This window comes from Acinetobacter sp. ANC 7912 (assembly GCF_039862785.1).
Classification (GTDB): domain Bacteria; phylum Pseudomonadota; class Gammaproteobacteria; order Pseudomonadales; family Moraxellaceae; genus Acinetobacter; species Acinetobacter thermotolerans.
Window position 1 is genome coordinate 1,535,075 of the sequence record NZ_CP156795.1, and the last position, 13,603, is coordinate 1,548,677.

At 42.1% G+C, this 13,603-nt stretch carries 11 protein-coding genes; 2 read left to right on the top strand and 9 right to left on the bottom strand.

The features are described 5' to 3' along the window. Positions 1–29: 29 nt before the first annotated feature. The 3 genes from ABEF84_RS07670 to ABEF84_RS07680 form a co-directional block, all read right to left on the bottom strand. Positions 30–1,028 (bottom strand): putative oxygenase MesX, encoded by a 999-nt coding sequence (locus tag ABEF84_RS07670; protein WP_034588424.1) that lies wholly within the window; start codon positions 1,026–1,028, stop codon positions 30–32. A gap of 233 nt (positions 1,029–1,261) precedes the next feature. Next, positions 1,262–3,373 (bottom strand): TonB-dependent receptor, encoded by a 2,112-nt coding sequence (locus ABEF84_RS07675; protein ID WP_034588426.1) that lies wholly within the window; start codon positions 3,371–3,373, stop codon positions 1,262–1,264. A gap of 175 nt (positions 3,374–3,548) precedes the next feature. Next, positions 3,549–4,070, bottom strand: coding sequence for a helix-turn-helix domain-containing protein (locus ABEF84_RS07680; RefSeq protein ID WP_347473872.1), 522 nt, complete (start codon positions 4,068–4,070; stop codon positions 3,549–3,551). 250 nt (positions 4,071–4,320) lie between these two features. On the opposite strand from ABEF84_RS07680, the gene ABEF84_RS07685 reads away from it, so the two are divergent. Next, a complete protein-coding gene (locus tag ABEF84_RS07685) occupies positions 4,321–5,241 on the top strand; it encodes an alpha/beta hydrolase (RefSeq protein ID WP_034588431.1) in 921 nt (306 codons plus the stop codon). A 150-nt stretch (positions 5,242–5,391) separates the two neighbouring features. Here the strand turns inward: ABEF84_RS07685 and ABEF84_RS07690 are convergent, their stop codons facing one another. Together ABEF84_RS07690 and ABEF84_RS07695 are read right to left on the bottom strand one after the other, a co-directional pair. Continuing rightward, complete coding sequence (locus ABEF84_RS07690) at positions 5,392–6,255, bottom strand: alpha/beta hydrolase (RefSeq protein WP_052127886.1); 864 nt, start codon at positions 6,253–6,255, stop codon at positions 5,392–5,394. Positions 6,256–6,339: 84 nt separating this feature from the next. Next, complete coding sequence (locus ABEF84_RS07695; RefSeq protein WP_201771787.1) at positions 6,340–7,698, bottom strand: NAD(P)/FAD-dependent oxidoreductase; 1,359 nt, start codon at positions 7,696–7,698, stop codon at positions 6,340–6,342. Positions 7,699–7,796: 98 nt separating this feature from the next. Between ABEF84_RS07695 and ABEF84_RS07700 the strand changes: the two genes are divergently transcribed. Then, complete coding sequence (locus ABEF84_RS07700) at positions 7,797–8,405, top strand: TetR/AcrR family transcriptional regulator (RefSeq protein ID WP_034584623.1); 609 nt, start codon at positions 7,797–7,799, stop codon at positions 8,403–8,405. Positions 8,406–8,684: 279 nt separating this feature from the next. On the opposite strand, the gene pstB is transcribed toward ABEF84_RS07700, so the two are convergent. From pstB to ABEF84_RS07720, 4 genes are all read right to left on the bottom strand, one after another. Further along, entirely contained in the window at positions 8,685–9,602 is a 918-nt protein-coding gene (gene pstB / locus ABEF84_RS07705) for a phosphate ABC transporter ATP-binding protein PstB (RefSeq protein WP_404798972.1), read from the bottom strand. 12 nt (positions 9,603–9,614) lie between these two features. Next, complete coding sequence (pstA, locus tag ABEF84_RS07710) at positions 9,615–11,006, bottom strand: phosphate ABC transporter permease PstA (protein ID WP_347456328.1); 1,392 nt, start codon at positions 11,004–11,006, stop codon at positions 9,615–9,617. Continuing rightward, on the bottom strand, positions 11,006–12,385 hold the full coding sequence (gene pstC, locus ABEF84_RS07715) for a phosphate ABC transporter permease subunit PstC (RefSeq protein ID WP_347456329.1): 1,380 nt from the start codon (positions 12,383–12,385) through the stop codon (positions 11,006–11,008). The genes pstA and pstC overlap by 1 nt, the downstream gene beginning before the upstream one ends. A 78-nt stretch (positions 12,386–12,463) precedes the next feature. After that, positions 12,464–13,495: a substrate-binding domain-containing protein gene (locus tag ABEF84_RS07720; RefSeq protein ID WP_034584633.1), complete on the bottom strand. Its 1,032-nt coding sequence runs from the start codon at positions 13,493–13,495 to the stop codon at positions 12,464–12,466. Between the last annotated feature and the right edge of the window lie 108 nt (positions 13,496–13,603).

The following is a 13,603-nucleotide window of genomic DNA, read 5'->3' on the forward strand; positions in this document are numbered from 1 at the left end:
ATTCGCAAATCTGTAAATATCTTGAGTTTTTAAGCAGCTTGGTTTTTCTGGGCTGTTTCTACTTTGAAATTGGCAGCCCATTCATCAAGGATGTGTTTATATGGCTTGATGAAGTTTTCTTCAGTCCATTTGCCTTGTTTCACAGCTAACTGACCACGTTCAACTCGGTCATAGACAACACGCGTCAATGAATAATCGCCATAACTCAAGCTTGGTTGATACACCACACCTGCAGGTGAATTGGTATTGTAGATTTCAGGACGATAGATGCGTTGGAAGCTTTCCATGGTGCTAATGGCACTGATCAATTCAAAATCGGTGTAATCACGTAACAAGTCCCCTGCGCAGTAGAATGCGAGTGGCGCGTTCGCACCTTGAGGCTTAAAGTAACGTACGCTTAAACCCATTTTGGCAAAGTAGGCATCAGTACGAGAGTAATCATCATTAGTGTATTCCACACCGAGTACTGGATGTACATTGGCAGTTTGGTAATACGTTTTGGTTGTCGAAACACTTAAGCAGATCACTGGCTGTTTTTTGAATTCAGCTTTAAACACATCAGAATTCACTAAATGTAAATAAAGCTTGCCGTGCAGGTCGCCAAAGTCTTCTGGCATTTCATTAAACTTACAACCTAGTGCTGGTAGTACCACGCTAAAGTCATAATCACGCACATACGATGAGAAACTGTTACCAATCATGCCTTCAATACGTTCACCCGTTTGATGGTCAATGATGGTACTTTTTAGGGTTTCAATAAATGGAAACGTTTGGCCGTTGCCTTCGATATCAATTTCAGCAGAGATAATATCGATTTCAAGTGAATAGCGATCACCTTTTGGATTATCTACCGTTGCCAAGCTATTAAAACGGTTATTGATCATCGCCAAGGTACGACGCAGGTTTTCTTCACGGCTTTCCCCGCGTGCCAAATTGGCAAAGTTCGTAGTCAAACGTGTGCTGTTTGCTGGCTCATAGTTCTCATCAAAACGAATACGTTTAATTGAACATGCAAATTTGTTACTCATGGAGATTCACAACCTTAAATTTTTAAAATAAAAGCAAAATTTCTGAATGGGCTTATTTAAGCGTGAATTTCTAAATGAGTAAAACGATATAAATTCAGTTAAAGTTGAAGGAAATTCACTTTAAGGTATTCTCCAAACGATTTACTAAATATTTTCCTAAATATCGATCTCTACCTGAAAAAACAGAAACCTCCCCAGTCTGGGGAGGTTTTCATGGAATATTTCCAAATTGATTAGAATGTATATTTCAGAGAAAAACGATAACTACGGTCTTCTGCTGGGTGTATATGCTGATCTACAAACCCTTCACGGCTATCTGAAGCTGCATCGCACTCAGGTGTAGAACGTTCATTGGCTAAACAGGACTCATACAGGTATTCAATGTCATTCACTTTACGGTTGAACAAATTCAGCACATCCAGTTTTGCCTCTAGATTTTTAGAAATCTCGTAGCCAGCTTGTAGATTGACCAAAGTTGATGCACTTGATTTCACACTGTTATCTTCAATCAGCGGTCTTGCACCAAAGTAACGCATTCTTAAGCCAATGCTCCATGGTTGTGCAGGTGTGTAAATAATTCCAGCGGATGCAGTTCTATTAATCGCACCAGGAATGTACCTCCCTTCCTCAGCATGGTCTTTATATCGTGCTTTGGATAAGGCCAAATCAACATCTACCATCCAATTGTCATTTGGCTTATAGAAGTTACTCACCTCAATACCTTGACGACGACTCGGACGGCTCGCTTCAGTTGTACCCGCGTCACCCACAAAGAGTAACTCCGAATCTGAATCCAATTGCCACAATGCAATGGTGGTATTTAAATTTGGCAACCACTGTCCACGAACGCCAAGTTCCGCATTTTTCGTTCTTACCAGTGGATCTACGGCATCTATTTGTTCTAGATAACTTTCATCTCGCGGATCTGGATTGATTTTAATGGTCGTCCCACGTGCATCATTGCTATGAAAACCGTAAGCATAATTCACGTAATATTCGGTATTCGCCCATGGACCAAAAACCAAATTCAGTTTTGGACTGAAAATGTGGTCATCTGTATGACCCGAGTTTACTGCTAAATCTGAATCTACATCGAAATTGAAGTAGTCTGTACGCAGACCTGTAATACTCCTGAACCATGGTGTCCATTGCACCTGATTCTCTGCCCAAACCCCGACGTTATATTCTTTCACCTGATCTTCACGGATAGTATTAAAACGTTGGCGACCTTGTGTCTGATAGAGGCCTAATCCATCTATATCATCAAAACGTGTAGATGCGCCTATTCGGATAATCACCAACCGATTATCCCAGTGACTGTGCCAATTATGCTGGACAGCTCCACCAAAGATATAACGATCCTCCGCCTGTTCAAACTGATCGCCACGCTCTGCATCCGTAAGATAATAAGTAAAATTAGAGAACAGATTTAATTTGGAATGAATGCCATATAGATTGAACTCTGTTTGTTGATCGTCATGTGTCACCAGCTTTTCAAAGGCAATGGATGTACGGGTGGTCTCTCCACCATCACTTGGATCGAGCGTACCAAAACGTCCAATTAAGCCCTGTTCAACTGCACGCTGAGCCACCTGATCTGTCGAATTCCAGCTGGAATCGTAATGATTGCCTGTTAAGCTCCAGCCATTCTTTTCATCACCATGTGTGTATTTTAATAAATAGTTTTGTTTTTTTAGATTTTGATCTCTATCCCATGGCCCATCATTGCTTAAACCTTCTACGGCACCAAGCAATGTACCGTCTGCAATTTCTGCAGCTTCAGCAGCAATGATACGTTTGTAATCGTGTGAACCTAATGTCATTTGTACAAATGGACGATCAAGTGTGCTGATGGTTTTGAGTTTGACACTACCTGCCGAAGCAAAATCACCATCAGCAGCCTCATTAGAACCTTTATGATAATGCAGGTTTTCAATAAGTTCAGGGATAACAAAATTTATGTCTGTATATCCCTGCCCATGTGCATGGGTCACCATATTTAATGGCATACCATCAACCGAGGTCGCGAAGTCTGTCCCATGATCGAGGTTAAAGCCACGTAAAAAGTATTGATTAGCTTTACCATCACCACTGTGTTGGGTCACGATTAAACCCGGTACAGTTTCTAGAACTTCAGCAGGTCGAAGCATAGGCCGATTTTTGAGTTGTTCTTTAGTGACCGTTCCTTGGGTAGCTGAATATGCAATACCATTTTGGCTTTCAGAATCGGCATGTGCAAAAATGTGAATGGTTTCAAGTTGGGGATAAAGCGTTCCACCAGCAAAAGCAAAATTAAATAAATTCCCAGTGGCAAAAAGTCCGATGGTTAATGCTTTTAATCTCATCTTAATCCCTATAAGTATAATGCGCCCCTTACAAGCAAAACGTATGCCAAATATCTATTTTTATTAATTTTTAAATTTACCTAACGATATATTTTGGGAATAATCTCGAATTTTCCATTGAAGAACTTATCATTCTCTAATTACTTCTATTTATAATTTAACTAAAACTTGGCAACTAATGCCGAACAAATAGCTTTTTTTCTGGCTCAGGTAACTGATGCGCTAAAAGACCTTCTATAGTAAAAACAGCTATTTTGACTCTCGTTTCCATTTGATCTGCGGAAACACCTATCTGTTGTAATTCCAAACGGAATAACGCTTCTACCATGGTATGAAATCGCTCATGCCACTCTTTCAACTCGGGTGAAAACTTTAATCTGGCATGTACAGTACTCACTAGACGATTCACCAATTGCAGCTGATCCACCACCCAGATCAGGCGTTCAGAAAGCTCCTTTTCGGATTGCATCATGTATTCATTTGCATGCCTGGTTAATTCCGCATTGAGAATACTCACCAGCAGTTCATCTTTATTTTTGAAATACCAATAAATGGTATTCGGCGCAACTTGAGCTTCCACGGCGATACGGCTCATGGATGTCTCATCATACCCTTCAGTCAGAAACAACAAACGTGCAGCATCAATGATCTCTTGTTGTTTTTGTTCTCGATCTTGTACACGTTTATTACGGGCCATTCAGATTTCTCACTCTTCTAGTAATTAAAGTTCTATCGCATAAAACTATCAAAAACAGCATCGTAAATATTTCTTGAATAGTATTCAAGAATATAGTTAAATTTAGTTATCTTGATTGTCATTCAAGATAACGTAAAAGAATAATAATGCACTATGGATTGATCAAAATAAGTTTAATTTTCTGGTGCATTCTTCAATAAAAATGAGATGGAAGGTAGCCATCGAAAAATCTAAGAGCAGGCAAACATATATGTCAGACCGCAAATATCCTGATACCTCACATATCAAGAAATCTGTCCTTGAATCTACATTTTTAACCGATGGCACCCTTTGCTCGGCAACATTACATGTTCCAAACGAGTGTAAAAATCAGAAACTTCCAGCAGTTCTTATGGTGGGTGGTTGGGGAAGTATTCAAGGTGCATTAACCGACTCTTTTATCAATCACTTTGTTGCCCAAGGTTATGCGGTAATGGAGTTCGACTATCCAGGTTGGGGACGTAGTGCTGGCTTACCACGGCAAGATATCAATCCGTGGAAACGCGTAAAAACTGCTCACCAGGCATTAGCACATCTGAAATCCTTATCCCAAGTAGATGCTGACAACATCATTGTTTGGGGGACTTCATTTGGTGGTGGACACGTAGTGGACTTGGCAGCAAAGCATCCTGAATTAAAAGGCGCGATTATCCAGGTTCCTATGCTTGATGGCATCAAAACTGTTCGCTCTGTTCCCCTCCCACAAATGTTTAAATTCTTAGGGTATGGTCTGGCAGACAGAATTAAACCTGGTGAACGCATTTGTATTCCCACTGTTTCTCAACCAGGTCAATTGGGAGCCATGGATCGTGATCAGGCCTGGAATGCCATGGAACTTGCCAAAGAAAAGTTGAATATAGACTATGACAATCGGGTAACTGCACGGTCCTTATTAACCATGGGATTCTATCGCCCATGGAAACGGTTAAAACAGGTCAAAGTTCCTATGCTGATTATTGGAGCGAAACAAGATACTGTCGCACCTTTTGTTCCTGAAAAAATTGAAAAGGTGAAGAATCCTTTCCTGCAAGTTATCGAAATGGAAGCCGATCATTTTGATCCATACTTCGAGCCTTATTTCTCAAAAAATGTCGGATACCAGTTGAATTTTCTTAAGAATTTAAATGGATGAAACCAAAGAAATCTATTTAATGTAAAGCAATCAATTGAAAGTACTACGTACCTGACAAAAAGCAGCCTAATTTTGTATCAGGCTGCTTTTTCATTAGGGATCTGACTCTGCATAGGATTCTCTATCGATTGATGCTTTCAATGCTTGGAATCACCTAAGTTGCTGAAGAAACCTAAAATGTTGTGACTGAATCCGATTCATGAACGGCTGATGAAATAGATCGAAATGCCCACATTCCTCTTCAAAATACTCGATATGGCCTGATTTTTGGGCGGTCTTACGTGTTCTTGAAATCGGAATCAATGAATCTTGCTTAGCTCCAACGATCAAGGTCGGCGTTTGAATTTTATGGCTGATCGCGATGGGGCGATAAAATGGGATCGTCAATACAATTCTGGCAGGTACTTGATTATCCCAATGCTGATTTTCAGGAATTAACGAGTAATATCCATCATAGCAATCTTTGCCTGAAAGTACTGCAAACCGGTTTTTGGCAACCACGCTCATATTCTTGGCTTTTCCAAAAACACGATAGCACATATCCGTAAGCGCTAAGAAAGTTGCAGGCAAAAGATATTGGATTGGATATTTGCAAAGGCTTGCCAATCCGTCGACATGGGGAAAATTGGCAATGACGGCACGGTAATTCTGCTCACTGGCAAGTGTTAAGACATGTCCCCCGCTAAAGGAATATCCCCATAAAATGAGGTCTTTTTCAGTCAGATTGAACTCATCTTTAATATATTGAATGACCGCTTTCCAATCCTTCAATTGACTGTTTTTATCAACGAGATTTTTATATTTTCCACTACTCTTACCAAATCCGCGATGATCAAAACAGCAAATATTATAGCCCTGTTCCAGATAAGCTTGAATGTAAAGGTCTAGAGCGCAACTTTTATCACCACCCAAGCCATGTGCCATGATTACAAAGGGTAAGTCTTTATTATTTATATATAAATCAGCCTGAATGTGAAACGACTCTATGGGAATTAGAATATTTTTTATCTGCATCACGCATTCCTTGTAATACGGTTCTTTTTTTAATTATTTGTAATAAGTGCAGGGAGCACTTATTACAAAACTTACCGCATTTAGCTAAGCAGTCAATAATCTGGAGAATAATTTTGTCGCTGAAATATTGAAATGACGAGGAGGTACTTGTACACCTGCTGATGCTAGATCAGAAACAAGTTCAGTACGGAACGTATTGTAATCTACTTCTACAGCATGCCGTTGCCCACCCTCAAATTTGTAGTGAGGATGATCCAGCTCATGTTGGATTGCTGCTTTCATATCTTTTGGACGCTTATACTTGCCCAAGATTTCCTGACAAGCGATACGTGCCTGGAAGTCTGCTAATGGCCAGATACAACCAATCGGCTGGAACAATCCAATAAAGTATAAATTGTCATAATCCGCATGCATCATTTTACGATACAGCGGTATTTTTTCAGCATGCTGGAAATTGATAAATTCAGGGTCAAAGAATGGGAATACAGTCCAGAATCCGGTACAGCAACAAACGATGTCAAACTCTTGCTTGGTACCATCGGTAAATTCAACTGTTTTGCCATCTAATTTTTTAATGGCTGGTTTAGGCTTGACCTTCCCATGGCGAACATAATCAATTAAATCTGAGTTGACTGTCGGATGCTGGCTTAATACTGGCTTCGTCGTTGGAGGTAATCCAAAACTCTCATAATTACCAGTCAGGATTTTTAAAGATTTGGTCAGAATGCTCTGACGTGTTTTAGGACGTAAATTCTCTAAGGCTTTTGCGACCATATCACTTGGAAGGCCAAGCAGAAATTTTGGCAGGAACCATTGAGGGCTACGCATTGAGAGGTAAACATCTTTACTGACGCGTGCGGCTTCTACTGCGACATCACAGCCTGAGTTCCCGGCTCCAATCACTAAAATCTTTTTATCACGCCATTCATCATTCACACCTTTAAAATCATGTGAATGCATCCATTTGCCGGTAAATTTGCCTTCATATTTTGGATACTTTGGCATCCAGTGATGGCCATTACACACCATCAGATACTGATAAATTTTTTGGTGCTTCTGCCCTTCTGCATCGGTGTAATCCACTTGCCACTGACCGTCAGCCATACGTTCAACATGATCTACGGTATGGTTAAACTTGATCTGGTCATACACCTGAAAGTATTTACTATAGTTCTCGAAATATTGTTGTAGCTGATCATGCCGTGGGTAATCTGGATAATGATCCGGCATCGGGTAATCTTCATACTCTGAAAGTTTTTTGGAACTGATAATATGCGTGTTCTCATAAACAGATGAATGACCTGTTTTTGAGTTAAATACCCAGTTTCCGCCAACTTTGTCATTCTTTTCAAATAGATCAAACGCTATATTATATTCTTTACAGTTTTTTGCTGCGGCAATGCCTGAAGGGCCTGCGCCAATAATGCAGACAGTTTTATTCATTTTTAGCTCCATGAAAATATTTTAATCTAAAATCCGTCACGTGTCGGTTTTTTAAAATATAGGGTAGTTTTTTTAGGAAATCAATGAGGGGATGTAAGATGCTGATGAATGAAGTGAAGATGCCAGTTCAGAAAAGAAGTATCGAGCGTCTGGAAAAAGTGATTCAAACCACCATAGATCTTTTAGAAACCAGGGCTTTAGCTGAATGCAACATCCAGGAAATTTCACAAATTTCAGGTGTGCCACGAAATCATATCTATCAGTATTTTCCTACGATAGATCATCTGTTTAGCTTAATCGTAAATCGGTATTTCCAAAAATTGCAAAGTTACTTGACCCATAATGCTCAGATCTACAAGACATGGTCAGTGCTGGACATCATTCAAGATGCCTTGAGTAACGCCTCTGCTTTTTATAACCAGAATAAGCCAGCCAGCATGCTGATTCTGGGTGGTCCAGTAAACATTGAAGGTTTTAGCCTTCAAGAAGCTGTGATCGAAGAGATATCCAAAGAGTTCGTCAAAATTTTTACCCAAAAGGAAAATCCTTTAACGCTCAAAAAAACCGAAGATATCACCATCATGATTGAATTAATTTTCTCGTTGATGAAACACAGCTTTTATCGTTATGGCTATATTACTGAGGAATTGCAGCAAGAAGCCCTACTGGTTTGCGAAGCTTATCTGGAGAAAAAAGCTTATATTTAATCTAAAGACCAGACAAAAAAAAAGCTCATCCGCGGGACGGATGAGCTTAGAAAAACAAGAATAAGAAATAAATCAGAAACTACAGCCTTAGTATCTGGGCGAGAATTATACAGATCACTTCTTAAACAATAAAAGACTTTATATGTATAATATAATACATAAAAACTATTATTTGATTTAATCTATATTATGCAGTCCATGTCAAAACCAGCATTAAACACTTCAATTGCTCTATTTTTTAATTAAATGTTTTAACTTTTAAGCCTTCTACGGGTCGTATTACCCAAAACGTCCAGTAATATAAGCCTCAGTCAACTCATGATCAGGTTGAGAAAAGACTTTTTCTGTTGCATTCACTTCAATTAAATGACCCAGGTGGAAATATGCTGTTCGGTTGGATACACGCGCTGCCTGTTGCATCGAGTGCGTGACGATTGCAATCGTGTACTGCTGCGCTAATTCACTTATCAGTTCTTCAACTTTGGCGGTTGCAATCGGATCAAGTGCTGAACAGGGTTCATCCATTAAAATCACCTCAGGTGAAACTGCAATGGTACGTGCAATACATAAACGCTGCTGCTGTCCACCTGACAGGCTTGTTCCTGGTTGATTCAGTCGATCTTTTACCTCAGCCCATAACCCCGCCTTACGTAAACTGTTCTCAACAATTTCTTCCAGATCATATCGATCTAGAGCTAGTCCATGCAGTTTTGGACCATAAGCCACATTTTCAAAAATTGATTTTGGAAACGGATTCGGTTTCTGGAACACCATGCCGACTTGGGCGCGTAGCATTACCACATCCAGAGTCGGATCATAAATATTCTGATTATCCAGCAACACTTTTCCTGTCATACGGCAACCCTCAATACTGTCATTCATGCGGTTGAGCATACGCAGGAAAGTTGATTTCCCACAGCCAGATGGACCAATAAAGGCAATGACTTCATTTTCATAAATGTCCAGATCAATTCCTTTAATGGCCTCAGATTCGCCATAGTAAACATGCGCATCCTGGGTACTGATTTTGATCTGATGACTTTTGTCAGCTTGCTTGCTTTCAGTTTTAGCGACTGATTGTGGAGTCAATATAGGGATGGATTTAGCTGCTGCATCTGCTGAATTAAATAATAATGCTTGTGAATTCAACTCTGGATCCTGCATGATAGATTTTAAAATTTCTGTCGTGTTCATCATTCTTTTTCCTTATTACCAACGGATTTCAAATTTCTTGCGCAACCAGATGGCTAAACTGTTTAATCCAATCATGAGCGCAAGAAGAACAATAATGGCTGCGGCAGTACGTCCTTCGAAGAAGTTACGCAGTTCATTGCCCTGCCACAGGAAAATTTGCACAGGTAAGGCTGTCGATTGATCCAGTGGAGTGGCCGGTACACTGGCAACAAAGGCACTCATCCCAATCAATAGAAGTGGTGCTGTTTCACCTAATGCTTGTGCTACACCAATGATTGCACCAGTTAAAATACCCGGCAGTGCCAGTGGCAACACGTGATGGAAAGTTGTTTGTAAGCGTGAGGCACCCAAGCCCAGTGCAGCTTGACGAATCGACGGCGGTACGGCTTTTAAAGAAGCTCGGGTAGTAATAATCACGGTAGGTAAAGTCATCAGGCTTAAGACCAAACCACCTACTAATGGTGCAGATAAAGGTAAATGCATCCAGCCAATAAAGATCGCTGCACCCAGTAAACCAAAGACAATGGAAGGTACTGCTGCGAGGTTGTTGATATTCACCTCAATCACATCTGTGATCCAGTTCTTTGGTGCAAACTCTTCCAGATAGATAGCTGATGCAACACCAATGGGAATCGAGATCAGGATGACAATCAGCATCATGAACAGCGACCCCATAAAGGCACCTGCCAAACCAGAAGCCGCAGGTGAACTGCGTGAATCTGGACTGGTAAAGATCTGGGTATTAAAACTGCTTTTGATGAGCTCTGAAGTTTTCATACTGTCTGCCAGTTGGCGTACTTCTGGACTCAGCTGTTGTTGTTCATCTGACAGATCGCGGTCAATATTGCCTTTTAGCCAGACATCAACATTGGCATCCGCCAGAATTTTTACCTGCTCTGTCTGACCGATCAGTGATGGGTCATTCATCACCATGTCCCGCAAACGGTAGGCTTCAGAACTGGCGTATAAAGCGCCCAGTTCGTCACGCTGTGCTTCTAGCTTGGGATTCCGTGCCAACATGCCATTGATGATCAGTGCATCCCAATCCACCATGCCCATTTCCATTTGCCAGGCTAACAAGCGTTCCTGATATTGTGCCGGTGATTCTTTGTCAGACTGCACTGGCTTCGGCTCTACATTAACAATAGCTGGGTCAAAGTAAATCGGCAGGCTCATGCTGCTCTGCCAGAATGCAGGTAATCCTTTGGCCAAGATGCTGCCAAATAGCAACACCACAAAGAACAGACCCGCCAATACTGCAGACTGACCAAACCTGCGAAATGATTTTTCCTGGCGATGGCGCTTGGCCAAGGAATCCTGAATGATCCTTTTGCGCTTTTCCCGCTGCGCTGCTGCACTTACTGGATCTAGATCCTGATCCATCGGCGTGGTATTTGAAGTAGTCATCAGTCGTATTGCTCACGATATTTGCGCACAATGATCAGTGCAATGATGTTTAAACCTAAAGTAATCACAAATAGGGTTAGACCGAGTGCAAAGGCTACCAATGCCTGTGGACTGGCGAAATCTGTATCCCCTGTCAGCTGATTCACAATGGTCATGGTGACGGTAGAGACCGCTTCAAGCGGGTTGGCATGCAGGATCGGACTGTTCCCCGCAGCCAGTACCACGATCATGGTTTCACCTATGGCACGGGAAGCTGCAAGTAAAAAGGCGCCCATGATACCGGGTAAGGCAGCGGGAAGCACCACCTGACGGATGGTTTCCGATTTGGTTGCGCCCAGTCCTAGCGAACCATCGCGAAGTGCACGTGGTACCTGGGTAATGATGTCATCTGAAAGTGATGAGACAAATGGAATGATCATGATGCCCATTACCACACCCGCTGTCAGGGCACTGGTGGCATTGATATCAACACCTAACATGGCACCTAGACTTTTCAGAAATGGACCTAAAATCATCAAGGCAAATACGCCATAGACAATCGTTGGAATCCCTGCAAGTACCTCAATGATCGGCTTGACCCAGGCTCTAAATCGTGGAGAAGCATATTCCGCCAGATAGATTGCAATCATCAAACCGATAGGTACAGCAACCAGCAGTGCAATTGCACTGACCATGACTGTGCCCCACAGTAATGGCAACAGACCATAACTGCCTTCGGCATCGCCTGAACTGCTAAATCCCGGATTCCATTCAGTACCAAAGAAGAAATCAATCGGACTAACAAAGCTAAAGAAGCGCATGGCTTCGCCAAACATCGACATGACGATACCCAGTGTGGTCAGGATGGCCACGCCAGAACAGAGTGCCAGACTAATATTGATCACTTTTTCGACCTGATGGCGGGCACGTAACTGTTTGGTGATGCGTCGCTTTGCCCAGACCAGCCCGGCAACCGCAGCTGAGATGACCACCACCAGCTTGGCATAGCTGCTGATGCTCAGCATGCGTGCCATCTGTTCTGCTGCAGACAGTTCATAGGCTTGGGGCGTATCGCTGACGCCAAAACCGGAAGCCAGTGCCTGTACCCGATCCACCACGATGCTTAAGCTTGCCTGATCCATGTCTGCCACCATCTGTCCTGGCAAATGGTTCACAACCAACTGTTTCAGGATGACAGGCTCTACCAGACTCCAGAGCAGAAAAATAAAAAATGCTGGAATCCCACACCATAAAGCCACCATCGCACCATAGTAGCCAGGACGTGAATTCAGCATGGCGGTATTCTTACCCTGACCTGCCAATTGCTGGCTTCGGCTTAATCCGAGCTGATAAGCAATCGCGATGATCGCCAGTAATATACCGAGTAGTAGCAGATTCATTGATGCTCCACTGTTTTTTCAATCTTCATCGTTGAAAAAAAGCTGGTCACAGTTTCCTGCTCCCAGCCATTTCATTACCTACTTCAGTACAACTGCCTTATTTGCTTTGAAGTTTGTCAGCACCACTGACCGCTCCTTGTCAGACATGGCAATCAGCCCTGCTCTTTCCAGTTTTGATCCTTTGCCCGATACTTTTTTATTCAGGAAATATTCAGTGAACTGTTGCAGACCTTTAATTGATTTCAGGTGTTCACCTTTGACATAGAAGTACAATGGACGGGATACCGGATAAGTACCATTCAGGATCGTTTTCTCTGATGGAGCAACATTGTTCACCGTCGCGACACGTAGCTTGTCACGGTTCTGATCATAGAAACCAAGCCCAAAGACTCCTACTGCATTTGGTGATGTTTTCAGGCGTGCCAGGGTTTCAGTATAATCACCGGATATTTCAATCACCCGACCATCTTTACGGAAGGTACTACACGCTTTTTTCTGGGCATCTTTGTCTAGAGACTTAATTGCAGCGTACGTTTCACAACCTGCATCCACCATCTTCTCCTGGAAGACTTCGCGCGTTCCATGATTAGAAGCCGGGATAACCAGCGTGATTAGCTCATTCGGAAGTGCTGGATCAATCTGGTTCCAGCGGGTATATGGATTAGGTACCATCTTGCCATTAGATGGCACTTCAGCGGCGAGTGCGGCAAAGACATGTTGTGGGCGCAGTTTATAAGCTGCTTTCTTGGCATTCGAGGCAAAGACAATGCCGTCATAACCGATCTTGATTTCCAGAACTTTATTGACACCATTTTTCTTACATTCGGCGAGTTCGGCACTTTTGATCTGGCGGGAAGCATTGGCAATATCAATCGTGTTATCACCCACACCACGACAGAACTGCTTTAAGCCTGCAGATGAACCACCTGAACCGACTACTGGGGCTTTAAACTGTGGGAATGTGTTGCCAAATTCTTCAGCCACGATACTGGCATAAGGTAAGACAGTTGAAGAACCTGCAATCTGGATCGTATCGCGTGCGGCATTCGCTGCACATGCCGCTACAGTTCCCATTAATGCCACTGTTGTCATTGCTGTTGTTAAACGCATTTAGTATCTCTCTTTATATTTAGCTACGCCTTTAGCGTGTTACTTGTTTCGATACCAACATTTTGATTTTTGAATATGACAAGCAGGTTGCAGATTTATTAAAGTTTT